The organism is Microbacterium lemovicicum (assembly GCF_003991875.1).
GTDB lineage: Bacteria > Actinomycetota > Actinomycetes > Actinomycetales > Microbacteriaceae > Microbacterium > Microbacterium lemovicicum.
Genome location: NZ_CP031423.1, coordinates 3128563 through 3150445, shown reverse-complemented (window position 1 = coordinate 3150445; position 21883 = coordinate 3128563). Strand labels below are relative to the sequence as shown.

Below are 21883 nucleotides of genomic sequence, written 5' to 3'. Positions count from 1 at the left end.
GAGGGGTCGCGTGCCGGTTCGTTGCGGTCGGCCCGCCTGCTACCGTGACGCCATGACGGCGGAGCTGTACGGCAGGGCGGTGCCGGACGCCCTCCGGCGGATGGGGTCGCCGGCGCAGGCCCTGTCGGTCGAGTCCTTCACGCGGACAGACGGAGCGGATGCCGGGAGCCGCCGCATCCGGATGGTCAACGGTCCGCTCTCGGTCGAGCTCCTGCCCGATCGCGGACTCGACATCGGCCAGGTGCGCGCGCACGGCGTGCCGCTGGCGTGGATCTCGCCGACCGGCTTCCCCGCGGCATCCGTCGACGACGCCGACGGCCGCGGCTGGCTCCGCGCCTTCGGGGGAGGGATGCTGGCGACCTGCGGTCTGCGCAACGTCGGGCCAGCGAGCGACGACGGCGGGGAGCGGCATCCGATGCACGGCCGGTACGTCTCGCTGCCGGCGTGGGTGGTGCGCGCCGAGGCCACGGCCGAGGAGGTCGTCGTGGAGGCCGTGACCCGCGAGGCGGCCGTCTTCGGCGACGACATCGAGCTGCGCCGGCGCATCAGCATGACCGTCGGCGAGCCGGTGCTGCGGGTGCGCGACGTGCTGGTGAACCGCGGCAGCCGGCCGGTCGAGCCGATGGTGCTCTACCACCTCAACCTCGGCTGGCCGCTGGTGGACGAAGGCACGCGGGTGACGAGTCCCGCGACCGAGGTCGTGCCCCGCGACGCCGCGGCCGCGCGCGGCGCCGACAGCTGGGACGTCTTCCCCGCACCCGCGGAGGACTACCCGGAGCAGGTGTTCTCGCACCTCCTCCCGCCGCGGGAGCCGGTGGAGGTCGCGGTCATCGCCCCCTCCGGGCTGACGGTGCGGGTGCGCTTCGACACCGCCGCTCTGCCGGGTCTCTTCCAGTGGCGGGTGGCCGAGCACGGCCACTACGTGCTCGGAATCGAGCCCACCACCACGCCGACGATCCTCGGTCGCGCCGACGCGCGGGAGCGGGGACTGCTGCATCCGCTGGCGCCCGGCGAGGAGCGGGCGCTGGGCGTGGACATCGCGGTGGAGGGCGCCGCGCACTGACCAGGGATGTATCGGTCGCGTTTCGATAACGGCGCTTGACAACGTTGTCCCGTAGCGCGCAGGATGATCCGCACCGGGCAGAAGGTCCGGATTCACGGCGATGACAACGATGTCGAGGTACCGATCGATGGCGCAGACCACCGCTGACCCGCACGCCCCGGCGTGCGCCCCGACCGGAGCAGCTTCATGATCCCCGTCGTCCTGCCGCCGAATCCCGTGCAGCACTTCTACCGCGGCGGCGACCGCATCGCGGCCCTGCGCGGCATCGTGCCCGAGACCGACCATCAGCCGGAGGAGTGGCTGGCGGCGACCGTCTCCCGCTTCGGCGACCCCGTCACGGGCCTGGCCGTCACCGGCGACGGCGCGCTCCTGCGCGATCTCGTCGCCGCCGAGCCCGCCGCCTGGATCGGCGAGGGCCGGGGGCGGGATGCCGCGGACGTCGGCATCCTCGTCAAGCTGCTCGATGCGCGTCAGCGGCTTCCCGTCCACGTGCACCCCGACCGTGGCTTCGCCACCCGCCACCTCGACTGCCCGTACGGCAAGACCGAGGCGTGGTTCGTGCTCGACGCCGAGCAGGACTGCGCCGTGCACGTCGGCTGGAACCAGCGGGTCGACCGCGACGAGCTCGACCGCCGCCGCGACGACCAGGACAGCGAGTGGATGCTCGCGCACATGAACCGCGTCGTCGTGCGGGAGGGCATGGGCGTGCTCGTGCCCGCCGGCACCGCGCACGCCATCGACGGCGGCATCTTCGTCGCCGAGGTGCAGGAGCCGACCGACTTCTCGATCCTGCTGGAGTGGTCGGTGACGACCTCCACCCGCGAGGAGTCGCATCTCGACCTCGGCTTCGACGCGGTCATGCCGGCCGTCTCGACCGAGCGCCTGGCCGAGGCGGAGCTCTCCGCCCTCATCAGCGACGCGGGGACGCGCCCCGCCGATCGGTCCTTCCGCGCCCTGCTGCCGGCATCCGCCGACCCGTACTTCCGGCTGACGGATGCCGCGGCCTCCGGCGGCGCGACCGAGCAGCGCCCCGCGGGCTTCGGCGTGGTGCTGGTCACCGACGGTGAGGGCGCTCTGGTCGGGGCGCACGAGCGCATCGACGTCGCACGAGGCCAGGTGCTGGCCGTCCCGCACGCCTTCGGCGACTGGCACGTCGAGGGCGAGGCGACCGTGCTGCTGGGCGAGCCCGGCGCAGGCTGGCCCGCGACCCTCGGCACCCCGGCCGCGCAGGACGGGAGCGGCATCCGGTGAACGAGTACGTCGCTGGTCTGGACATGGGCTCCACGAGCATCAAGATGCTCGTGGCCACCCTGACGGGCGAGGAGGTCCTCGTGGTCAGCCGGCGCTCGCCGTGGACCAATCTCGAGGGCGGTCGGGCCGAGATGTCGCTCGACCGGGCGCTCGATGTGGTGCGGGAGCTGGCCGCGGAGGCCGACCGACGCCTCACCGCCGACGGACGGACCTACCGCATCCTCGCGCTCGGCATCTCGGGCATGGCCGAGGCGGGCGCCCTGCTGGACGCCGCCGACCGTCCCGCCGCGCCGATCATGGCCTGGTTCGATCCGCGCGGCGCCGAGGAGATCCTCGCCGCGCCCGCCGCGTTCCGCGAGGAGTTCCCGGGCCGCACCGGCCTTCCCGTCGGTCCGCTCGCCTCGATCTCGAAGCTCCTGCACCTCCGCGGGCAGGGCATCGCGCTCGCCGGCCGCACCTTCCTCAACGTGCCCGAGTCGATCGTGCGCGGCCTCGGCGGGCCCCGCGTCGCGGAGTTCTCCCTCGTCTCGCGCACCGGCCTCATCGATCAGGACGACAGTTCGCCGTGGGATGCCGCGCTCGAGGTGCTCGGCGTCGGCGACGGCATCCTGGGCGAGCGGGTGGGGGCGGGGACCGCCCTCGGGCCGCTGACCGACGAGGGGATGCCTGCGGCCTTCCGCGGTGCGGCGCTCACGGTCGCGGGCCACGACCACCTCGTCTCCGCCGTCGCGGCCGGTGCCACGGACAGCGGCCAGATCTACGACTCGATGGGCACCGCCGAGGCTCTCGTGCGGGTGCTCGACGAGACGCTGCCGTTCGCCGCGCGCGAGCGGCTCGCGCTCGCCGGCATCAACACGGTGCGCCACGTGCTGCCCGGCAAGCACGTGCTCCTCGCGGGCACGAAGTCGGGGCTGCTGATGCGCCGCGTGCTGCAGCTGCTCGGGATCGGCGAGGAGAGCGGCCGCGCCGCCCTCGACGCCGAGGTCATGCGGGCGCCCGTCGGCGGCTCGCTCGCCCACGGCGGGGTGTCGGTCGACGGCGCCCGCAACGACGACGGCGTGCTGAAGATCGTCGCCGACAGCGACGGGCTCTCGCCCGCGGAGCTGTTCACGGCGGCGCTGCTGCACGGCAACGACGTGTGCGCCGAGCTGATGGCGGTCATGGACCGCGAGGTCGCCGCCCCCACCTCGACCCTGCTCACCGGCGGCTGGTCGAGCATGGCCGGCGTCGTGCGCGCACGGGAACTGGTGCTGCCCGCGGTGACGGTGTCGACCCACGACGAGGGCACCGCCTACGGGGCGGCGCTGTTCGCCGCCTACAGCGTCCGGCCGGACGCATCGCACGACTTCGACGCGATCGCGTCGACGTTCCTGGCGGGCCACTCCGGTGCCGCCGCATCTCTTGAGAGAAGAGGCTGAGATGGCTGTTCCAGTGCTCCAGGCGCGGGGTCTGTCTCGTCAGTTCGGGCATGTGCGGGCGTTGAACGAGGTCGACTTCGAGGTCTACCCCGGCGAGGTCACCGCCCTCATCGGCGACAACGGCGCCGGCAAATCCACCCTCGTCAAAGCCCTCTCCGGCAACCTCGCCGTCGACTCCGGCACGATCCTGTTCGACGGACAGGAAGTGGACATGTCCACCCCATCAGCCGTGTCCGCGCTCGGCATCGAGACCGTCTACCAGGACCTCGCCCTCGCCCCCCACCTCGACCCCGTCCAGAACATGTACCTCGGCCGCGAACTGCGCCGCCAGGGCCTGGGCGGCGCACTCGGCTTCATGAAGACCAAAGACATGGCCGCCGCATCCCGCGCCGCGTTCGACGACCTCGGCGCCACCGTCCGCTCCCTCACCTCCCCCGTCGGAGAGATGTCCGGCGGACAACGCCAAGCCATCGCCATCGCCCGCGCCGTGCACTGGGCCTCCCGCGTCGTGTTCCTCGACGAACCCACCGCCGCCCTCGGCGTCCGCCAGACCAAGAACGTCCTGGACACCATCCGCCGCGTCAGCGACAAAGGCATCGCCGTCGTGTTCATCTCCCACTCCATGCCCCACGTCATCGACGTCTCCGACCGCATCCAAGTCCTCCGACTCGGCACCCGCGTCGCCAACATCAACGCCGCAGACACCTCGATGGAAGAACTCGTCGGACTCATGACCGGAGCCGTCACCCGAGACGCCGACGCGACGCCGCCGGCCGACCTCAGCCCCGCGGGCGACGTCGTGGAGACCGAGACGCCGAAGGAGACCGGACGATGAGCACCACCAAGCCCGCCACCGAGACGGTCGCCATCGGCACGCTCGAGGAGCCCCGGACGGGATTCCTCCGCGGCCTGCTGAAGGCGCAGGCGTTCCAGATCCTGCTCGTGCTGCTGGTGATCATCATCATCTTCAGCGCCCTGGCGCCGGACACGTTCGCGCAGTGGTCGAACTTCCGGCTCATCATCCAGAACGCGTCGATCCTCGCGGTCCTCGGCGTCGGGATGACGTACATCATCATCACCTCGGGCATCGATCTGTCGATCGGCTCCGTGCTGGTGTTCTCGGGCGTCGTGTCCGCGCTGACCATGCGCGCGCTCGGTGGCGAGGGCTGGGGCGTCGCCACCGTCGGCATCCTGGTGTCGATCGCCTCCGGCGTCGTGTGGGGGCTGTTCAACGGCTTCCTCATCGCCAAGGGCAAGATCCCGCCGCTCATCGTCACGCTCGGCTCGCTCGGCATGGGGCTCGGCTTCGCCCAGATCATCACCGGCGGCGTCGACATCCGCCAGGTGCCCTCCGTGCTCACCGACTCGATCGGCTACGGCAACATCTTCGGCACCATCCCGATGATCTCGGTCATCGCACTGGTCGTGGTGATCATCGGCGGCATCGTGCTGCACTTCACGCGGTTCGGTCTCCACACCTTCGCGGTCGGGTCGAGCGAGATCGCGGCCCGGAGGGTGGGTGTGAAGGTCGACCGGCACCTCATCGCCGTCTACACGCTGTCGGGCGGGCTGGCGGGGCTCGCCGGCATCCTGTCGCTCTCGCAGTTCTCCACGACCGCGATCGCGGGTCAGTCCCAGACCAACCTGAACGTCATCGCGGCTGTGGTCATCGGCGGCACCTCCCTGTTCGGCGGCGTCGGCACGATCTTCGGCACCGTGGTGGGTCTGTTCATCCCCGCGGTGCTGCAGAACGGGTTCGTCATCACGGGCGTGCAGCCCTTCTGGCAGCAGGTCGCCGTCGGCGCCGTGCTCATCACGGCGGTCTACGTCGACCAGGTCCGCCGCTCCAGCGCGATGCGCGGCAACTCACAAGGCCTCTGGCGCAAATTCGTCAGCGGGGGCCGCCGCGGGTAGTCCACCCGCTGCCGGCCCACAGCACGACACCTGTTCGATCCAAGAGAGATCCAAGAGAAGTGGAATCACGATGAAGTGGAACAAGAAGGTCCTGGCCGTCGCGGTGCTGGGCGCATCAGCGTCCCTCGCCCTGGCCGGCTGCGCGGGCGGCTCGACGGGCGGCGGTTCCTCCGCCGGTGCCGGCGGGTCCGACGGGTACAAGATCGCGTTCGTGCAGGGCGTCGCGGGAGATGAGTTCTACATCTCCATGCAGTGCGGCATCGAAGCGGCCGCGAAAGACGCCGGCGCCACGGTCACGGTGCAGGGTCCGGAGAAGTTCGACCCGACCCTGCAGAAGCCGATCGTCGACGCGATCGTCGCGTCCAAGCCCGACGCGCTGCTGATCGCCCCCACCGACGTGTCCGCGATGGAAGCACCCATCAAAGCCGCCGCCGACGCGGGCATCAAGGTCGTCCTGGTCGACACCACCCTGGAAGACCCCTCCATGGCCGTGTCGCAGATCTCCTCCGACAACAAGGGCGGCGGAGCGGCCGCGTTCGACGCGATCAAGGAAGCCCACCCCGAAGGCGGCAAGGTCCTCGTCGTGTCCGTGGACCCCGGCATCTCCACCACCGACGCCCGCGCCGAAGGATTCGAAGACGCCGTCAAGGGCGACTCCTCCTTCCAGTCCCTCGGGGTGCAGTACTCCCACAACGAACCCGCCACCGCCGCTGAGATCGTCACCGCCGCCCTCCAGAAAGACCCCGACATCGTCGGCATCTTCGCCGCGAACCTGTTCGCCGCCGAAGGCTCCGCGACCGGCGTCAAGCAGGCCGGGAAAGACGGCGCCGTGACCATCGTCGGCTTCGACGCCGGCCCCGCCCAGGTCCAGGCCCTCAAAGCCGGCACCGTCCAGGCCCTCGTCGCCCAGGAACCCGGCACCATCGGCAGCGACGGCGTCGCCCAAGCCCTCGCCGCACTCAACGGAGAAACCCCCGAAGCCACCATCCAGACCGGCTTCACCATCATCACCAAAGACAACGTCGACGGCGACGCCAAGAACGCCGTCTACCAATCCACCTGCGGATAACACCCATCCGCATTCCCGGTGGCCGGAACCGCGCGGTTCCGGCCACCGGCCTGCTGTGAAGGACAGGACATCCGATGCCGCTCGTCTCCATGCCCGACCTCCTCGCCGGCTCCCGCGCAGTCGGGGCCTTCAACTTCATCCAGCTGGAGGTCGCCGAAGCGATCGTCGCCGGCGCCGAACGGGCCGGCACCGGGGTGATCCTCCAGCTGTCGCAGAACGCCGTGGCCTTCCACGGAGGGATGGCGCCGGCCGCGACGGCGGCGCTGCGGCTGGCCGCGGCATCCGACGTCCCGGTGGTCGTGCACCTCGACCACGCCACGGACGAGGCCCTCGTCGACGAGGCCATCGCGCTCGGGCTGCCGTCGGTCATGTTCGACGGGGCGCATCTCAGCGACGATGAGAACGTCGCCCGCACCGCGGCCGTCGCCGGGCGCGCGCACGCCGCCGGCGTCTGGATCGAGGCCGAGCTCGGCGAGGTCGGCGGCAAGGGCGCGCACGCGCCGGGCGTCCGGACGGACGTGGAGGATGCTGCGGCCTTCGTCGCCGCGACGGGCGTCGACGCCCTCGCGGTCGCGGTGGGCAGCGAGCACGCGATGCTCGAGCGCACCGCCGCCCTCGACGAGGACCTCATCGCCCGGCTGGCGGAGCGGGCCGGTGTGCCGCTCGTGCTGCACGGGTCGAGCGGCGTCTCGGACGCGGGAATCGACCGCGCCATCGCGGCCGGCATGCGGAAGATCAACATCGGCACCCATCTGAACGTGGTGTTCACCGGGGTGGTCCGCGCCGAGCTCCTCGCCCATCCCGATGTCGTCGATCCGCGCCTCTACGTGCGGCCGGCGCGCGATGCGGTGGCCGCCGAGGTCGCACGTCTCCTCGCGCTGATCGTGCACGGCCGGCCCGACGCGGGGGAGCCCGCATGACGCGGGAGATCGTGGCGCGCGGGATCGTCACGGTGACCGCGGCGGGCGCGATCGATGCGACCTACCGCGTGGGGTCGCTGCGCACCGGGGAGTTCGTGCGGGCATCGGTCTACGAGCGGGAGATGAGCGGCAAGGGCGTCAACGTGTCGGCGGCGCTGTCGCTGGCCGGCGTCGCGACGGCGGCGGTGGTCACGGTCGGCGCGGACGACCTCGACTTCGCCGGCCGCGGGCCGCACGCCCGGCTGCTGCGGCCGGTGTCCGTCCCGGGCGCGACCCGCGTCAACACCTCCGTGATCGACGACGCCGGCGCGACGACGAAGGTGAACGCCCCCACGCCCCCTCTGGACGATGCGACGTGGCGAACGCTCGTCGTCGAGACGCTGGACGCCCTCGACGCGCTGCACGCCGACTGGCTCGTCATCTCCGGAACGCTGCCCGCCCTGGCCGGCGGCGGCACGGCCGATCTCGCCGACCTCCTCGCCGGAGCGCGAACGCACGGCGCACGCGTGGCCGTCGACACCAGCGGTGCCGCCCTGGCGCGGGTGGCGGCACGGCCCGACGGCGTGCGGCTGATCAAGCCGAACGCCGACGAGCTCGCCGAGCTGACGGACCGATCGCTGCGCACGCTCGGCGACGTGGCAGCCGCGGCGCGGGAGGTCGTCGCCGGCGGTATCGAGGCGGTCTACGCGAGCCTCGGCGGCGACGGCGTGCTCGTCGTCACCGCGTCCACGGCGGTGCGCGCCCTCGCCCGGCCCCCGCGCATCGCCAACACCGCCGGAGCGGGGGATGCCTCGCTCGCGGGCTTCCTCGTCGGCCTCGGCGATCGCGGCTTCGACGATGCCGACGCCGTCGCGGACGCGGCATCCTCCGCGGCCTCCTTCGGCGCGCACGCCGTCGCCCAGGCGTCGACGATCCTCCCCGGACTCGAGGGGATGCCGCCGGCCGTGGTCACCCGCGACCCCGACCCCGCCACCCCGCTGTCGGAGCCGGCGCTGCGCTAGGCGGCGGTGCGCGGAGCCCGCGTCAGGCGGAGCCCCGTCAGGTCCGCACCCGCGCCGGGACCCGCAGCCGCAGCATCCCGCCGTCGCGCACGAGCTCCACGCGGTCGAGTCCGTCGACCACGAGGTCGGCGTCGAGGGCGTCCGCGTCGGTCGTGCCGGCGATGCCGAGCACGGCGCAGCCGGCGGCCCGCGCGGCGGTGATGCCGGCGACGGCATCCTCCACGACGAGGCAGCGCGCCGGAGCAACGCCGAGCCGTGCCGCCGCGATGAGGAACGGCTCGGGGTCGGGCTTGCCGCGGGTCACGTCGTCGACCGTGACGAACACGTCGGGGCGGAGGAAGCCCGCGGCATCCAGTCGCGCCGTCGCGATCGGGACCGACCCCGACGTGACGATCGCCCGGCGGTCGGCGGGCACGCTGTCGTAGAACGCGCGCGCACCGCGCACCGGCTGCAGGCCGACGGCGTCGGCGATCTCGAGGTCGGTGATGCGCGTCAGGCCTTCGACGCGGAGGTGCTCGGGGAGGAGCCGGGTGATGAGCACGCGCGCCGGCTGCCCGTGGTTCTCGTGGAGCGCCTGCATCGAGACCCCGTAGTGCTCGGCGAACCGCCGCCACGACCGGGTGACCGAGGCGGTCGAGTCGATGAGGGTGCCGTCGAGGTCGAACAGCACCGCGTCGAAGGTGCGATCGAAGAGGGCGGCGTGCTCGTCCACGGGCAGGCGCACGCCGAGGAGCGGCAGGAGGCGCGACAGCTGCTGGGCGGTGGTGAGCTCCGCGTCGACCCTGATCACGGGCACCGCCGGGGGATCGGGCGCGACGTCGGAGCGGTGACGGTCGCGCTCCTCGCCGCGGACCGCGCGGCGGGCGGCGAGCAGCTGGGCATCGCCGTCGAGGTGCACCATCCGCAGGTCGGCGGGGGCCACGGCGCGCACGAGCTCGTGCCACGCCTCGCCCCCGCGGAGCTCCGCCGTGAAGGGCGCGACGAGCACCGCGCCCCCCGCCGAGTCGATGACGTCGGCGGTCACCGCCCGCAGCGCCGCATAGCGCCCGTCGCGGATCGCGGGGCCGTGCTCCGACGCCAGCCAATGGCCGCCGAGCGCGACGGTCGGCAGGGACTCGAGGAGCGGCGTGGTCACCGCATCGAGGTCGAGCAGCGGCATCCGCAGCTCTCTCGCCAGCGCGCGTCCGAGAGTCGTCTTCCCCGACCCCGCGACGCCCGCGACGGCGATCACGATCGACCGGTCCATTTGACAGGGAGGGTGCATAGGTCCACAGTAGACGTACCAAGTCACCGGTGTCATGCTTGATTTTCCGGCATTCGACGTTCGGTCCAGGAAGGAACCCCGTGTCCATCGGCGCACACGATCCCCGCCCCGCCCCCGCGGGCGCCCTGTCCGCGGGCATCGACCTCGGCAGCACCGGCGTCAAGATGCTCGTCATCGACGAGACGGGGCGCGAGATCGTCGGCGGGCAGGTCGCGACCCCGTGGCGCGTCGGCCCCGGAGGCACCACCGAGCTCGACGCCGCGACGCTCCTCGAAGCCTTGGCCGAGCTCTTCGCCGGCGTCGACACGGCCCTCGCCGAGGTCACCGACGCACCCATCCAGGCGGTCGGGATCGCCGGCATGGGGGAGACCGGGATGCTCGTGGATGCCGCGGGCACCGCCGTCGCGCCGGGCTTCGCCTGGTTCGACCCGCGGGGTCTCGAGCAGGTCGCGGCGTTCCCCGCAGAGATCCACGACGAGTTCGCCGGCCGCACCGGACTGCCGCTCGGTGCGCAGGTCACCGTCGCCAAGCTCGCCCATCTCCGCGATGCGGGTCTCGACCTCGCCGGACTGCGCTGGCTGAACCTCCCGGAGTTCGTCGCGGCGGCGCTCGGCGGCGACATCGCCGACGAGTACTCCCTGACCTCGCGCACCGGCCTGCTCGATCAGGACTCCGGCCTCGCCTGGCCGCCGATGCTCGACGCGCTCGGCGTGACCGCCGACATCCTCCCCGAGCTGCGCGGGGGCGGCCTGCCGTGGGGCCGGATCTCCGATGCACACGGACCCCGCCTCGCGGGCGCGGAGCTCACCGTCGCCGGACACGATCATCTCGTGGCCGCTGAGGCGGCGGGCACGCTCGCGGCCGACGGCTACCACGTGTCGCTCGGCACCGCCGAGGTGCTGCTGCGGGTGCTCGACGAGCCGCTCGGCTTCGAGGCGCGCGGCCGGCTCGCCGCCGCGCTCATCAACGAGGTGCGCCACATCGTGCCGGGCAAGCACGTGCTCGTCGCCGGCGTGAAGACCGGACTGCTGCTGCGGCGGGCCCTGCTCGCATCCGGCGTCTCCGACCGCGCCGGGCGCGACGAGATGGATGCCGCGGTGCTGGCGCTCCCGCTGGAGGGCGCGCTGCCCGCCGGCGCCGTGGAGGTCTCCGGTGCGCGCAACGACGACGGTGTGCTGCGCGTCACGATGCACGCCGACGGAGTGACCCCCGCGGAGGTCTTCGCCGCCGTGCTGCGCCACAGCAACGAGGAGATCGCCGCCCTCATCCGCGCCATGGACCGCGAGGTCGCTCCCGCGACGCACGCGACGCTCACCGGCGGCTGGGCGGGCATGGCCTCGGTCGTCCGCGCCCGCGCCGCGGTGCTGCCCGACCTCACCGCTTCCACCCGCGAGCAGGAGACGGCCTACGGCGCCGCGCTCATCGCCGCGCAGCTCGTACGCCGGCGCGAGCCCGCGCCCGCCGCCTGACGGCCGCCGACCTCCCCGCAGACCCGCGCAGACCTCCACGCAGAACCCACGCAGACCCCACCGAGAGAGAAGACCATGAACGAACTGAACACGCTCGAGCGCCGCGCCCTGCGGTCGATCTCGACGCCCGCCGGCAACATGCTCATCGTCGCCGCCGACCAGCGCAACGGCATGAAGGCCGCCATCAAGGACGCCCCGGAGGGCTCCGACGCGATCACCCGCGAGCAGCTCGCCGAGGTGAAGGCCGACCTCGTCCGCCACCTCGCCAACCACGCGCCGGCCATCCTGCTCGATCCCGAGGTCGCGCTGCCCGCCATCGTCGACGACGGCGTGCTCGACCGCGACACCGCCCTCGTCGTGGGCCTGGACGCCTCCGGCTTCGAGACCGTCGACGGCCTCAAGTACACGCGCTTCGTGCCGGGCGTGACCCCCCGCACCGTGCGCGACCTCGGCGGCAGCGTCGCCAAGATGCTGTACTACACGCGCCCCGACAAGCAGGACGCCGACTCCCGCGTGGCCCAGGAGATCCGCGACCTCGTCGCCGCCTGCGAGGCGGAGGGCGTGCTGCTCATCGTCGAGCTGCTGACCTACCAGCTCGAGGGCGAGAGCGACGAGGAGTACGCCGCGGCGTTCCCCGATCTCGTCGCCGACGGTGCCGCGCTGGCCGTCGCGTGCGGCTCGAAGATCCTCAAGCTCCAGTACCCCGGCTCGGCCGAGGCGAGCGACGCGGTGACCGCGGCCGCCCAGGGCGTGCCGTGGGCCGTGCTGTCGGCGGGCGTCGACCACGAGACCTTCATCGAGCAGGTCGCCACCGCCGTCGCCCATGGCGCCGCCGGCGCGATGGCCGGCCGGTCGCTGTGGAAGGACAGCCTGTCGTTCGACGCCGCTCTCCGCGAGGAGCGCCTCACCGGCCGGGCGCTGCCCCGGCTGCACGAGCTCGCCGCCGCCGTCGACCGCCGCTCCTGACGCACGACCCCCGGGAGTCGCGCACGGCTCCCGGGGATAGGGTTCTGCGGAGTGACCGCACGTGCGCGGAAGGAGCCCACCGTGACCACCATGCGTGATGTCGCCGCCCGCGCCGGGGTCAGCACCAAGACGGTGTCCCGCGTCTTCAACGACGATCCGCACGTGCTGCCGCACACCCGTGCCGAGGTCGAGAAGGCCATGCGGGAGCTCAACTACGTGCCCAACGTGATGGCCACGACCTTCCGATCCGGTCGCGCGTCGGTCATCGGCGTCGCGGTTCCCGACATCGTCGACCCGTTCTTCGCCGCGATCGCCCGCGCGATCGAAGACGCCGCCCGCGCCCACGGGATCTCCACCATGGTCACGAGCCTCGGCGACGACCCCGACGACGAGCGCCCCTCTCTGGAGTCGATGCTCGGACGCAAGCTGACCGGTCTGGTCGTCGCCCCGGTGGGCGATGACCACTCCTGGCTCGAGCGCTGGCGCGAGCACACGCCGATCGTCTTCGTCGACCGCGGGCCCGTCGACCTCGTCACCGACACCTTCACCGAGGACGACGAGCACGGCGCCCACCTCGCGACCAGCCGCCTCATCGAGCACGGGCACCGCCGCATCGCCTACGTGGGCGATGTCGTGCGGCTCTCCACCGAAACGAAGCGGTTCGAGGGGTGGCGGCGCGCGCAGAGCGAGTCCGGCATCCCGTTCGATCCCGAGCTCGCCGCCCTCGAGGTGGCGGACCGGGATGCCGCGGCCGCGGCCATCGCGCGCCTGAAGGCCCTTTCCGATCCGCCGACGGCCATCTTCTCCGCCAACGCCCGATCGTCGATGGCGCTCGTGCACGTGCTGCGGGAGCACCCGATGGCCCTCATCGGCTTCGGCGACTTCCCGATGGCCGACACCCTGACCCCGTCGATCAGCGTGATCGACCAGGACCCCGCACGACTGGGCACGCTCGCAGCGGAGCGCATCTTCGCGCGTCTCGCCGGCGGCGACGCGGAAGACCTGCAGTCCTCGACGGTGCTGGACGTCACCCTGGTGGAGCGCGAGTCCAGTCGGGTGCCCGCGCCGGACCGCGAGCAGCCCGTACCATCGACCCCATGACGACTCCCGAGCGCATCGACGACGTCTCGATCGGCGGCGACGGGATCCGCCTCGGGCAGTTCCTGAAGTACGCGGGACTGCTGGACTCCGGCGGCGACGTCAAGGAGGCGATCATCGACGGCTTCGTCTCGGTGAACGGCGAGATCGACCGTCGCCGGGGCCGCCAGCTGCAGCTCGGCGACATCGTCGGCTTCGAAGGCCGCCGCATGCGCGTCTGCGCCTGACGCGTCCCGATCAGCCCTCGTCAGTCGGCCTCGCTCGGGGGCTGACGCGCGCCCCGACCAGCCCTCGTCAGTCGGCCTCTTCGGGGTCCTGACCCTTCGACGCCTCCGGCGCGTCCGGATCCTCGCCCTCGGCCTGCGACGGATGCCCCACCTGCTCCTGCACCTCGCCGCCCTCCGGACGATCCCGGTCTTCGCCTTCGGCCTGACTGGGGTGATTCGGGTCCTGATCGTGCTGAGCCACGGGTCCTCCTCGTTCGGGTTGCGGCCGGACGCCGCACCAGGGACAGTCCACCATCGGGAGAGGTCTGGCGCACCGGGGTTGCGCGCGGCGGAGGATCCCTCCGGCGACGACGTGACCGCGGACACCGGGAGCGCTACATTGGGTGAAAATTCACCTGAGAGGAGCGCCGCTCATGGATGCCGCACTGGAGCGCCTGATGCACGCCACGCTGTTCGAGGTGTTCAGCGAGCGCGACCCGGTCGCGCGACGTGACGCCATCGAGCGCACGTACACCGAGGACGTGGTCTTCGCCGACCCGGACGGGGAGGTGCAGGGGAGGGAGGCGCTGCACGTCAAGGTGGGACAGCTGCTGGAGGGCGCGAACGGATTCGTGTTCACGGCGGACGGTCCGGTCCGCCAGGCCCAGGCTCTCGGGTATCTCGCCTGGACCTTCGGGCCGGCCGGCGCGCCGGTCGTCCGGGGGGCGGACATGGGGTTCGTGCGCGACGGGAAGCTGTCGAAGGTCTTCACCGTCCTGTTCGATTGAGGTCGGTCCGGTGAGTCGGTATGCGGTTCCCCCGGAGTCGCCCTTCGCGCTCCTGCCCGACGACGAGATCCGCGCCTGGTACGCCTTCATGAAGGTGCAGCTGCGGCTCCGCTACGAGATGAACACGCAGCTGAGGCGCGACAGCGGGATCTCCCTCGTCGATTACGACGTGCTGGTGGCGCTCACGAGCGAGAGCACAGGGACCATGGCCCTCTCCGACCTCGCCATCCGGATCGGCGCCGAACGCAGCCGTGTCAGCCATCAGACGCGGCGCATGGCGGCGCGGCGATGGGTGACCCTGCACCCCCGTCCGGATGATCGCCGCATCACCGATGTGGCCCTGACGGATGACGGCCGCGCGATGCTGGTGCAGGCGTCTCCCGCCCACATCGACTTCGTGCGGTCGGTGTTCCTCGAGGCGCTGAGCCCCCGTCAGGCCGCCGAGCTGTCCGACGTCTTCGAGCGCGTCTTCGACCGCCTCATCGACCGCGGCACGCTGCCACGCCCCGTCGACCGCCCCTGAGGGTCACACGGCTCCCGCCCGGGATCAGACCGGCTCGGTCGTGCGGATCAGGCCGCAGTTCACGCACGACCACGCCACGAGGAAGCGCTCGTCGTCGAGGATCTCGAACCGCAGCTCGTCGCCGCACGTGGGGCAGGCCCGGGGGTCCGGAGGCGGGGTGGGCATGTCACCCAGCCTACGGACGGTCAGGCGCGGCGGCGTCGGCAGGCGCGGATCAGGCGCGGTCGTGGAGCGTGATCCGGTAGCCGTCGGGGTCGGCGAGGGTGAACGTGCGGCCGAACGGTCCGTCGATCGGGGCGGAGACGATGGTGTGCCCGTCCGCGACGAGGGCGTCGTGGATCTCCTGCACGTCGGTGGCGTGCAGCCAGATGGCGGCTCCGATGCCGGGCTCGGGCGCCGCATCCAGATCGGTTCCGGGCACGATGTCGCGCAGGGCGAAGGCGATGGGGGAGGTCTCGAACACGACGGCGTGCGGTGGTCCGCTCTGCGAGCGGACGAGCCCGAGGTACTGCTCGTAGAACGCCTGCGAGGCCGCGAGGTCGCGCGCCTGCAGGGAGATGAAGTCGGGTCCGGTGACGGGCATGGTGCCTCCTGCGGTTGTGTGTCAGTCTTCTGACACGGTCGAGTGTATGTCAGAATACTGACATGACGCAAGACGCGGCCGGCATCCGGCTGGACACGTCGCTCGGCTACCTCCTGAAGGAGGCGTCGAGCGCCCTGCGCGCGTCCATGGAGGACGCACTGCGCCCGCTGGGCATGAGCATCACCCACTACTCCTGCCTCGAGCTGCTCGCGCAGCGACCGGGGCTCACCAACTCCGAGCTGGCCCGCGGTGCGTTCGTGACCCGGCAGTCGATGAACGTCCTCCTGCAGGCCCTCGAGCGCGACGGCATCGTCACGCGCCCCGAGGAGGCGGCGGTCGGCAAGGCGCTGCCCGCTCGCCTCACGGCCCGCGGGCGCGCGAGTCTCGAGAAGGCGACCGCCGCGGTGCGGGCGGTGGAGATCCGGATGCTGGCCGAGCTCGACCCCGACCAGCAGGCCGTCGCCCGCGACGCGTTGCGGAGCATGGTGCAGGCGCTCCGGCCGTCCCGGCCGCCTCGGGATCGCGCATAGGATTCGGCTGTGACCTACCGGAGGGGGACGGCCGTGCCGGATTCGGATGACCGCATGACCTGGCTGCTGGTGGACGGCGAGAACATCGACGCCACCCTCGGCTCCTCGATCCTCAACCGGCGCCCGCAGCCCGACGAGCGTCCCCGCTGGGATCGCCTCGTCACCTTCGCCGAGCGCACCTGGCATCAGGCCGCGCGCGGCATGTTCTTCCTGAACGCCTCCGCCGGCATCCCGCTGCCGTTCGTGCAGGCGCTGAAGGCGATGGACTACGTCGTCGTCCCGCTGTCGGGCAGCCAGGACGAGAAGATCGTCGACATCGCCATCCAGCGGACGCTCCGGGCCCTCGCCGACCGCGACGCGGACCTCATCCTGGTCAGCCACGACGGCGACTTCCTGCCCGAGGTGGCCGCACTGATCGATCCGTCGCGACGGGTCGGCGTCGCCGCCTTCTCGGAGTTCCGCAACGCGGGCTACAACACGCTCGCGGGCCTCGAGCGGTTCGACCTCGAGTACGACGCACGCGTGTTCGACGCGCCGCTGCCGCGTCTGCGCATCATCCCCATCGAGGAGTTCGACCCGGCGGTCTTCCTGGACCTCTGACGGTCAGGGCACCTCAGCTGTCCCGCAGCGCGGCCATCGTCGCGCGCGCACCGTCGGCTCGGAGCGCGGCGCGCGCCTCGACGTACGCGGTGCGCAGGCGCTCGTCTGCGCCGAGGTCGCCGAACACCGGGGCGTAGTCCAGGAGCGCTCCCGGATGCTGCGCCTCGCCCGCCACGGCGACCCGCAGGTCGTCGAGCCGGCGGTCGGCGACGGGCGTGGCATCCCCCTGCTCGGTGCGCCCCTCCAGGAACACGCCCCAGGCGGCCAGCACGAGCGCCGACCGGCGGATGTCGCCGCCGCCGACGAGCTGCTCGCGCACGACGGGGAGGAGGAACTTGGGCAGACGGTCGGAGCCGTCGACGACCTGGCGCGCGAGGGTGTCGCGGATGGCCTCGCTGCTGAAGCGCGAGATGAGCTGCGCGCAGTACGCGTCGAGGTCGATGCCGGGGACGGGGCGGAGGGTGGGGATGGCCTCCTCGTGCATGTAGCCGAGGAGGAAGCCCGTGAACAGGGGATCGGTGCAGACCTCGTGCACGAAGGTGGCCCCGGAGAGGATGCCGAGGTAGCTCATCGCCTGGTGCGAGGCGTTGAGGAGCCGGAGCTTCATCAGCTCGTACGGCTCCACGTCGTCCACCAGCTGCACCCCGACCTCCTCGAGGGGAGGGCGTCCGAGGGGGAAGGCGTCCTCGAGCACCCACTGCTCGAACGACTCGGAGTGCACCGGCCATCGGTCCTCGATGCCGAAGTCGTCGCTGACCTCCGCGCGGGTCTCGTCGGTGGTCACGGGGGTGATGCGGTCGACCATGGAGTTGGGGAAGGAGACCTCGGCGGAGATCCAGGCCGCCAGCTCCGGATCCTTCCGCTCGGCGAAGCCGAGGACGGCGGTGCGGGCGACGTGCCCGTTGCCCTGGATGTTGTCGCACGACAGGACGGTGAAGGGGGCGGTGCCTGAGGCGCGGCGACGCCGCAGCGCCTCGACGAGGAAGCCCAGCACGCTGGCGGGCACGGGGGAGCCGGCGAGGTCGGCGAGGGTCGCGGCATCCTGCGGGGCGAAGGCACCCGTCGCGTCGTCGACGCCGTAGCCGCCCTCGGTGATGGTGAGCGAGACGATGCGCGTCTCGGGGTCGGCGAGCTTCGCGAGCACGGCCTCCGGGTCGTCCGGGGCGTAGAGGTACTCGGTGATGGAGCCGATGACACGGGCGCGCGTCGTCGCGTCGGGGGCGGTGGTGACCAGCGTGTAGAGGCCGTCCTGCGCGGCGAGCACGTCGCGCATCGCGAGGTCGGCCGGCATGACGCCGACGCCGCAGATGCCCCAATCGGTGGAGCCCGCGGAGAGCACTCGGTCGAGGAACATCGCCTCGTGCGCGCGGTGGAAGCCGCCGACGCCGAAGTGAACGATGCGGGTGCGGACCGCGGAGCGGTCGTAGCCCGGCACCTCCACGGCGGCATCGAGGGTGTCGAGGGCGGCGGCGGTCAGCGCGGTCATGGGTGCTCCTGGAAGATATGGAACCCGCGGGCGCCTCCGGCGAGAGAGGCGCCCGCGGGCGGCTGGTGCGTGCGGGGTGTTATCCGCAGGTGGATTGGTAGACGGCGTTCTTGGCGTCGCCGTCGACGTTGTCTTTGGTGATGATGGTGAAGCCGGTCTGGATGGTGGCTTCGGGGGTTTCTCCGTTGAGTGCGGCGAGGGCTTGGGCGACGCCGTCGCTGCCGATGGTGCCGGGTTCCTGGGCGACGAGGGCCTGGACGGTGCCGGCTTTGAGGGCCTGGACCTGGGCGGGGCCGGCGTCGAAGCCGACGATGGTCACGGCGCCGTCTTTCCCGGCCTGCTTGACGCCGGTCGCGGAGCCTTCGGCGGCGAACAGGTTCGCGGCGAAGATGCCGACGATGTCGGGGTCTTTCTGGAGGGCGGCGGTGACGATCTCAGCGGCGGTGGCGGGTTCGTTGTGGGAGTACTGCACCCCGAGGGACTGGAAGGAGGAGTCGCCCTTGACGGCGTCTTCGAATCCTTCGGCGCGGGCGTCGGTGGTGGAGATGCCGGGGTCCACGGACACGACGAGGACCTTGCCGCCTTCGGGGTGGGCTTCCTTGATCGCGTCGAACGCGGCCGCTCCGCCGCCCTTGTTGTCGGAGGAGATCTGCGACACGGCCATGGAGGGGTCTTCCAGGGTGGTGTCGACCAGGACGACCTTGATGCCCGCGTCGGCGGCGGCTTTGATGGGTGCTTCCATCGCGGACACGTCGGTGGGGGCGATCAGCAGCGCGTCGGGCTTGGACGCGACGATCGCGTCGACGATCGGCTTCTGCAGGGTCGGGTCGAACTTCTCCGGACCCTGCACCGTGACCGTGGCGCCGGCGTCTTTCGCGGCCGCTTCGATGCCGCACTGCATGGAGATGTAGAACTCATCTCCCGCGACGCCCTGCACGAACGCGATCTTGTACCCGTCGGACCCGCCGGCACCGGCGGAGGAACCGCCGCCCGTCGAGCCGCCCGCGCAGCCGGCCAGGGCGAGGGACGCTGATGCGCCCAGCACCGCGACGGCCAGGACCTTCTTGTTCCACTTCATCGTGATTCCACTTCTCTTGTTGGTAGGGCTTGGTGGGGAGGGCTGCTGTGTCAGCCGCGGCGACCGCCGCTGACGAACTTCTTCCACAGGCCCTGCGGGTTGCCCCGCATGGCGCTGGAACGGCGGACCTGGTCGACGTACACGGCCGTGATGAGCACGGCGCCGACGGCGACCTGCTGCCAGAAGGGCTGCACGCCCGTGATGACGAACCCGTTCTGCAGGACGGCCGGGATGAAGAGTCCGACGACCGTGCCCAGGATGGTGCCGACGCCGCCGAACAGCGAGGTGCCGCCGATGACGACACCGGCGATGACGTTGAGGTTCGTCTGCGACTGGCCGGCGATCGCCGTGGTCGAGAACTGCGAGAGCGACAGGATGCCGGCGAGGCCGGCCAGTCCGCCGGAGAGCATGTAGACGCGGATCAGCTGGCTGTCCACCTTCACGCCGACGCGGCGGGCGGCGATCTCGCTCGAGCCCACCGCCAGCGTGTAGAGGCCGAAGCGGGTGAACCGCAGCATGACGGCGCCGAAGACGATGACCACCAGCGCGATCACGGAGATCATCGGGACGGTGCCGAAGATGTTGCCGTAGCCGATCGAGTCGGTGAGCACTGCGGGAACCTCACGGACGTCGATGCCGCCCGTGATGATCTGCGCCAGGCCGAGGGTGATGCCGAGGGTTCCCAGCGTGACGATGAGCGGCGGGATCTTGCCCTTGGCGATGAGGAAGCCGTTGAACAGGCCCCAGAACAGCCCGGACAGGATCGACACGACGATGCCGATCGCCGCGACGCCCCAGCCCTCTCCGCCGAGGGCGCGCATCGTGATGGCCGCGACGACGCCGGAGAAGACGAGCACCGAGCCGATCGACAGGTCGATGCCGGCCGTCGTGATGACGTAGGTCATGCCCACGGCGAGCACGGCCAGGATCGACGCGTTCTGGATGATGAGCCGGAAGTTCGACCACTGGGCGAACGTGTCCGGCGCCAGGGCGCTGAAGACGATGATGATGGCCAGCAGCACGAGGAAGATCTGGAAGGCCTGGGCGCGCAGCAGTCCGCGGACGACGCCGGTCTTGGGCTCGTCGAAGGTGCCGATGGCGACGGTCTCCGTCGCGGGCGTGGTGCTGGAGGGACGGGAGGTCGAGGTGCTCACGGCTGGGTCTCCTTGGTGACGGCTCCGGTCATGAGTCCGACGAGTTCTTCCATCGAGGTGTCTGCGGCGTTGATGTTGGCGACGCGGGTGCCGAGTCGGAGGACTTGGATGCGGTCGGAGACGTCGATGACGTGGGGCATGGAGTGGGAGATGAACACGACGGCGATGCCTTTGTCGCTGACGCGGCGGATGGTGTCCAGGACGTTCTTGGTCTGGCGGACGCCGAGGGCGGCGGTGGGTTCGTCGAGGAACACGACGCGGGAGGCCCAGTGCACGGCGCGGGCGATGGCGATGGCTTGGCGTTGTCCGCCGGACATCTCTCCGACGGGGGAGGTGAGGGAGCGGACGGTGGCGCCGAGGTCGTCGAACGCGGCGCGGGATGCGGCGGCCATGTCTTTGGTCTTCATGAAGCCGAGTGCGCCGCCCAGGCCCTGGCGGCGCAGTTCGCGGCCGAGGTACATGTTCTGGACGGGGTCGAGGTGGGGGGCGAGGGCGAGGTCCTGGTAGACGGTCTCGATGCCGAGCGCGGACACGGCTGATGGGGTGGACATGTCCACTTCCTGTCCGTCGAACAGGATCGTGCCGGAGTCGACGGCGAGGTTGCCGGAGAGGGCTTTGACGAGGGTGGATTTGCCGGCGCCGTTGTCGCCGATGAGGGCGGTGACCTCGCCGGGGTAGACCTCGAAGTCGACCTCGTTCAACGCCCGCACATGCCCGAACTGACGAGACAGACCCCGCGCCTGGAGGACGGGGACGGGTGGGGTGCTCATGAGCGGACTCCTTGTGTGGTGTGCTGCGGGGAAGGGGTGGAGATCGTGACGCGCACGACGAGGTCGGCGCGCTCGCGCGCGGGTTCGACGACTCGGGCGTTGGGCTCGTCGACGTCGTCGACCCAGGCCGCGGCGGCGTCCGAGGGGTGGCCGTACGACTCGCGGCGCGCCACCAGGCGGCGGCGGCGCTCGTCGACCTCGACGTCGAGGAACCAGGACTCGTCGAGGAGGGGAGCGACGGCATCCCATCCGTCCTCATCGTGGAGGAGGTAGTTGCCCTCCGTGATCACGAGGGGGACGCGGGCGGGAACGGCGATCGCGGAGCCGATCGACTCCTCGAGGGAGCGGTCGAAGAAGGGGGCGTAGACGACGGGCTCGTCCGCGGCGCGCAGGCGGCGCAGGAGCGACACGTAGCCCGGCACGTCGAAGGTGTCGGGGGCGCCCTTGCGGTCGCGCCGTCCGAGGCGCATGAGCTCGGCGTTGGCGAGGTGGAAGCCGTCCATGCCGACGAGCACGGCCGCATCGCCGAGGGCGTCCTGAAGTGCCGCGCACACGGTGGACTTGCCGGCCCCAGGGGTGCCGGTGATGCCGAGGACCTTCCGACCGCCTGCCGCGGCGATCATCCGTGCGCGCTGGACGAGTGTGGCCAGGTCCGCATCGATGATGCGGGAGGTCTCGTCGGGGCGGATCATGGTTTCCTCTGGGGTGCCGACGACAACGTCGATCGCTGCG

At 71.6% G+C, this 21883-nt stretch carries 25 protein-coding genes; 16 read left to right on the top strand and 9 right to left on the bottom strand.

The features are described from left to right. Nucleotides 1-52: 52 nt before the first annotated feature. The 8 genes from CVS47_RS14715 to CVS47_RS14680 all read left to right on the top strand — a co-directional run bounded on the left by CVS47_RS14715 (nt 53) and on the right by CVS47_RS14680 (nt 8636). Nucleotides 53-1063 carry an aldose 1-epimerase family protein gene (locus CVS47_RS14715; protein WP_164734674.1) on the top strand — a complete coding sequence of 337 codons (1011 nt, stop codon included), beginning with the start codon at nt 53-55 and terminating at the stop codon, nt 1061-1063. 186 nt (nt 1064-1249) lie between these two features. Continuing rightward, nucleotides 1250-2314 carry a class I mannose-6-phosphate isomerase gene (locus tag CVS47_RS14710; protein ID WP_127096756.1) on the top strand — a complete coding sequence of 355 codons (1065 nt, stop codon included), beginning with the start codon at nt 1250-1252 and terminating at the stop codon, nt 2312-2314. Beyond that, on the top strand, nt 2311-3732 hold the full coding sequence (locus tag CVS47_RS14705) for an FGGY-family carbohydrate kinase (RefSeq protein ID WP_206502661.1): 1422 nt from the start codon (nt 2311-2313) through the stop codon (nt 3730-3732). The genes CVS47_RS14710 and CVS47_RS14705 overlap by 4 nt, the downstream gene beginning before the upstream one ends. 1 nt (nt 3733) lies before the next feature. Beyond that, nucleotides 3734-4567: an ATP-binding cassette domain-containing protein gene (locus CVS47_RS14700; RefSeq protein WP_127096755.1), complete on the top strand. Its 834-nt coding sequence runs from the start codon at nt 3734-3736 to the stop codon at nt 4565-4567. After that, nucleotides 4564-5646 (top strand): ABC transporter permease, encoded by a 1083-nt coding sequence (locus tag CVS47_RS14695; RefSeq protein ID WP_127096754.1) that lies wholly within the window; start codon nt 4564-4566, stop codon nt 5644-5646. The genes CVS47_RS14700 and CVS47_RS14695 overlap by 4 nt, the downstream gene beginning before the upstream one ends. Nucleotides 5647-5716: 70 nt before the next feature. Further along, nucleotides 5717-6715 carry an ABC transporter substrate-binding protein gene (locus CVS47_RS14690; protein ID WP_127096743.1) on the top strand — a complete coding sequence of 333 codons (999 nt, stop codon included), beginning with the start codon at nt 5717-5719 and terminating at the stop codon, nt 6713-6715. A gap of 74 nt (nt 6716-6789) precedes the next feature. After that, nucleotides 6790-7635, top strand: a complete 846-nt coding sequence (locus CVS47_RS14685) for a class II fructose-bisphosphate aldolase (RefSeq protein ID WP_127096753.1) — start codon at nt 6790-6792, stop codon at nt 7633-7635. After that, nucleotides 7632-8636 (top strand): 1-phosphofructokinase family hexose kinase, encoded by a 1005-nt coding sequence (locus CVS47_RS14680; RefSeq protein ID WP_127096752.1) that lies wholly within the window; start codon nt 7632-7634, stop codon nt 8634-8636. Before CVS47_RS14685 ends, CVS47_RS14680 begins: the two co-directional genes overlap by 4 nt. A gap of 37 nt (nt 8637-8673) precedes the next feature. On the opposite strand, the gene CVS47_RS14675 is transcribed toward CVS47_RS14680, so the two are convergent. Next, entirely contained in the window at nt 8674-9882 is a 1209-nt protein-coding gene (locus tag CVS47_RS14675; RefSeq protein WP_206502659.1) for an HAD-IA family hydrolase, read from the bottom strand. 98 nt (nt 9883-9980) lie between these two features. On the opposite strand from CVS47_RS14675, the gene CVS47_RS14670 reads away from it, so the two are divergent. The 4 genes from CVS47_RS14670 (at nt 9981) to CVS47_RS14655 (ending at nt 13660) form a co-directional block, all read left to right on the top strand. Next, nucleotides 9981-11369 (top strand): FGGY family carbohydrate kinase, encoded by a 1389-nt coding sequence (locus CVS47_RS14670; protein WP_206502657.1) that lies wholly within the window; start codon nt 9981-9983, stop codon nt 11367-11369. Nucleotides 11370-11444: 75 nt separating this feature from the next. Then, a complete protein-coding gene (locus tag CVS47_RS14665; protein WP_127096750.1) occupies nt 11445-12335 on the top strand; it encodes a tagatose-bisphosphate aldolase in 891 nt (296 codons plus the stop codon). A 90-nt stretch (nt 12336-12425) separates the two neighbouring features. Further along, nucleotides 12426-13436 (top strand): LacI family DNA-binding transcriptional regulator, encoded by a 1011-nt coding sequence (locus CVS47_RS14660; RefSeq protein WP_127097403.1) that lies wholly within the window; start codon nt 12426-12428, stop codon nt 13434-13436. Next, nucleotides 13433-13660: an RNA-binding S4 domain-containing protein gene (locus CVS47_RS14655; protein ID WP_127096749.1), complete on the top strand. Its 228-nt coding sequence runs from the start codon at nt 13433-13435 to the stop codon at nt 13658-13660. Before CVS47_RS14660 ends, CVS47_RS14655 begins: the two co-directional genes overlap by 4 nt. 67 nt (nt 13661-13727) lie before the next feature. Here CVS47_RS14655 and CVS47_RS16820 read toward each other — a convergent pair whose 3' ends face one another. After that, nucleotides 13728-13901, bottom strand: coding sequence for a hypothetical protein (locus CVS47_RS16820; RefSeq protein ID WP_164734672.1), 174 nt, complete (start codon nt 13899-13901; stop codon nt 13728-13730). A 172-nt stretch (nt 13902-14073) separates the two neighbouring features. On the opposite strand from CVS47_RS16820, the gene CVS47_RS14650 reads away from it, so the two are divergent. Beyond that, nucleotides 14074-14427 carry a nuclear transport factor 2 family protein gene (locus CVS47_RS14650; RefSeq protein WP_241240179.1) on the top strand — a complete coding sequence of 118 codons (354 nt, stop codon included), beginning with the start codon at nt 14074-14076 and terminating at the stop codon, nt 14425-14427. A 10-nt stretch (nt 14428-14437) separates the two neighbouring features. Continuing rightward, nucleotides 14438-14950, top strand: coding sequence for a MarR family winged helix-turn-helix transcriptional regulator (locus tag CVS47_RS14645; RefSeq protein ID WP_127096748.1), 513 nt, complete (start codon nt 14438-14440; stop codon nt 14948-14950). 24 nt (nt 14951-14974) lie between these two features. Here the strand turns inward: CVS47_RS14645 and CVS47_RS16815 are convergent, their stop codons facing one another. Both CVS47_RS16815 and CVS47_RS14640 read right to left on the bottom strand, forming a co-directional pair. Beyond that, the gene (locus CVS47_RS16815; RefSeq protein WP_164734671.1) at nt 14975-15115 is read right to left on the bottom strand and encodes a hypothetical protein; all 141 of its coding nucleotides are present in this window, start codon (nt 15113-15115) and stop codon (nt 14975-14977) included. A 49-nt stretch (nt 15116-15164) separates the two neighbouring features. Beyond that, nucleotides 15165-15533, bottom strand: a complete 369-nt coding sequence (locus CVS47_RS14640; RefSeq protein WP_127096747.1) for a VOC family protein — start codon at nt 15531-15533, stop codon at nt 15165-15167. A 62-nt stretch (nt 15534-15595) separates the two neighbouring features. On the opposite strand from CVS47_RS14640, the gene CVS47_RS14635 reads away from it, so the two are divergent. Both CVS47_RS14635 and CVS47_RS14630 read left to right on the top strand, forming a co-directional pair. Beyond that, complete coding sequence (locus CVS47_RS14635; protein WP_127096746.1) at nt 15596-16063, top strand: MarR family winged helix-turn-helix transcriptional regulator; 468 nt, start codon at nt 15596-15598, stop codon at nt 16061-16063. Nucleotides 16064-16117: 54 nt separating this feature from the next. After that, nucleotides 16118-16663, top strand: a complete 546-nt coding sequence (locus tag CVS47_RS14630) for an NYN domain-containing protein (protein WP_127096745.1) — start codon at nt 16118-16120, stop codon at nt 16661-16663. Between the two features lie 13 nt (nt 16664-16676). On the opposite strand, the gene CVS47_RS14625 is transcribed toward CVS47_RS14630, so the two are convergent. From CVS47_RS14625 to CVS47_RS14605, 5 genes are all read right to left on the bottom strand, one after another. Next, nucleotides 16677-18149, bottom strand: a complete 1473-nt coding sequence (locus CVS47_RS14625) for a mannitol dehydrogenase family protein (protein WP_127096744.1) — start codon at nt 18147-18149, stop codon at nt 16677-16679. A 79-nt stretch (nt 18150-18228) separates the two neighbouring features. After that, nucleotides 18229-19227, bottom strand: a complete 999-nt coding sequence (locus CVS47_RS14620) for an ABC transporter substrate-binding protein (protein ID WP_127096743.1) — start codon at nt 19225-19227, stop codon at nt 18229-18231. A 50-nt stretch (nt 19228-19277) separates the two neighbouring features. Then, nucleotides 19278-20381 (bottom strand): ABC transporter permease, encoded by a 1104-nt coding sequence (locus CVS47_RS14615; RefSeq protein ID WP_127096742.1) that lies wholly within the window; start codon nt 20379-20381, stop codon nt 19278-19280. Next, nucleotides 20378-21151, bottom strand: coding sequence for an ATP-binding cassette domain-containing protein (locus CVS47_RS14610; protein WP_127096741.1), 774 nt, complete (start codon nt 21149-21151; stop codon nt 20378-20380). Before CVS47_RS14610 ends, CVS47_RS14615 begins: the two co-directional genes overlap by 4 nt. Further along, nucleotides 21148-21843 (bottom strand): nucleoside/nucleotide kinase family protein, encoded by a 696-nt coding sequence (locus CVS47_RS14605; protein WP_127096740.1) that lies wholly within the window; start codon nt 21841-21843, stop codon nt 21148-21150. The genes CVS47_RS14610 and CVS47_RS14605 overlap by 4 nt, the downstream gene beginning before the upstream one ends. Between the last annotated feature and the right edge of the window lie 40 nt (nt 21844-21883).

Excerpts from the sequence above, each read along its gene's own strand:
- CVS47_RS14690 (WP_127096743.1), top strand. The coding sequence starts at position 5,717 with ATGAAGTGGAACAAGAAGGTCCTGGCCGTCGCGGTGCTGGGCGCATCA.
- CVS47_RS14665 (WP_127096750.1), top strand. The coding sequence starts at position 11,445 with ATGAACGAACTGAACACGCTCGAGCGCCGCGCCCTGCGGTCGATCTCG.
- CVS47_RS14700 (WP_127096755.1), top strand. The coding sequence starts at position 3,734 with ATGGCTGTTCCAGTGCTCCAGGCGCGGGGTCTGTCTCGTCAGTTCGGG.
- CVS47_RS14685 (WP_127096753.1), top strand. The coding sequence starts at position 6,790 with ATGCCGCTCGTCTCCATGCCCGACCTCCTCGCCGGCTCCCGCGCAGTC.
- CVS47_RS14635 (WP_127096746.1), top strand. The coding sequence starts at position 15,596 with ATGACGCAAGACGCGGCCGGCATCCGGCTGGACACGTCGCTCGGCTAC.
- CVS47_RS14660 (WP_127097403.1), top strand. The coding sequence starts at position 12,426 with ATGCGTGATGTCGCCGCCCGCGCCGGGGTCAGCACCAAGACGGTGTCC.
- CVS47_RS14710 (WP_127096756.1), top strand. The coding sequence starts at position 1,250 with ATGATCCCCGTCGTCCTGCCGCCGAATCCCGTGCAGCACTTCTACCGC.
- CVS47_RS14715 (WP_164734674.1), top strand. The coding sequence starts at position 53 with ATGACGGCGGAGCTGTACGGCAGGGCGGTGCCGGACGCCCTCCGGCGG.
- CVS47_RS16815 (WP_164734671.1), bottom strand. The coding sequence starts at position 15,115 with ATGCCCACCCCGCCTCCGGACCCCCGGGCCTGCCCCACGTGCGGCGAC.
- CVS47_RS14605 (WP_127096740.1), bottom strand. The coding sequence starts at position 21,843 with ATGATCCGCCCCGACGAGACCTCCCGCATCATCGATGCGGACCTGGCC.
- CVS47_RS14655 (WP_127096749.1), top strand. The coding sequence starts at position 13,433 with ATGACGACTCCCGAGCGCATCGACGACGTCTCGATCGGCGGCGACGGG.
- CVS47_RS14640 (WP_127096747.1), bottom strand. The coding sequence starts at position 15,533 with ATGCCCGTCACCGGACCCGACTTCATCTCCCTGCAGGCGCGCGACCTC.
- CVS47_RS14650 (WP_241240179.1), top strand. The coding sequence starts at position 14,074 with ATGGATGCCGCACTGGAGCGCCTGATGCACGCCACGCTGTTCGAGGTG.
- CVS47_RS14695 (WP_127096754.1), top strand. The coding sequence starts at position 4,564 with ATGAGCACCACCAAGCCCGCCACCGAGACGGTCGCCATCGGCACGCTC.
- CVS47_RS14620 (WP_127096743.1), bottom strand. The coding sequence starts at position 19,227 with ATGAAGTGGAACAAGAAGGTCCTGGCCGTCGCGGTGCTGGGCGCATCA.
- CVS47_RS14630 (WP_127096745.1), top strand. The coding sequence starts at position 16,118 with ATGACCTGGCTGCTGGTGGACGGCGAGAACATCGACGCCACCCTCGGC.
- CVS47_RS14675 (WP_206502659.1), bottom strand. The coding sequence starts at position 9,882 with ATGGACCGGTCGATCGTGATCGCCGTCGCGGGCGTCGCGGGGTCGGGG.
- CVS47_RS14610 (WP_127096741.1), bottom strand. The coding sequence starts at position 21,151 with ATGAGCACCCCACCCGTCCCCGTCCTCCAGGCGCGGGGTCTGTCTCGT.
- CVS47_RS14680 (WP_127096752.1), top strand. The coding sequence starts at position 7,632 with ATGACGCGGGAGATCGTGGCGCGCGGGATCGTCACGGTGACCGCGGCG.
- CVS47_RS14625 (WP_127096744.1), bottom strand. The coding sequence starts at position 18,149 with ATGACCGCGCTGACCGCCGCCGCCCTCGACACCCTCGATGCCGCCGTG.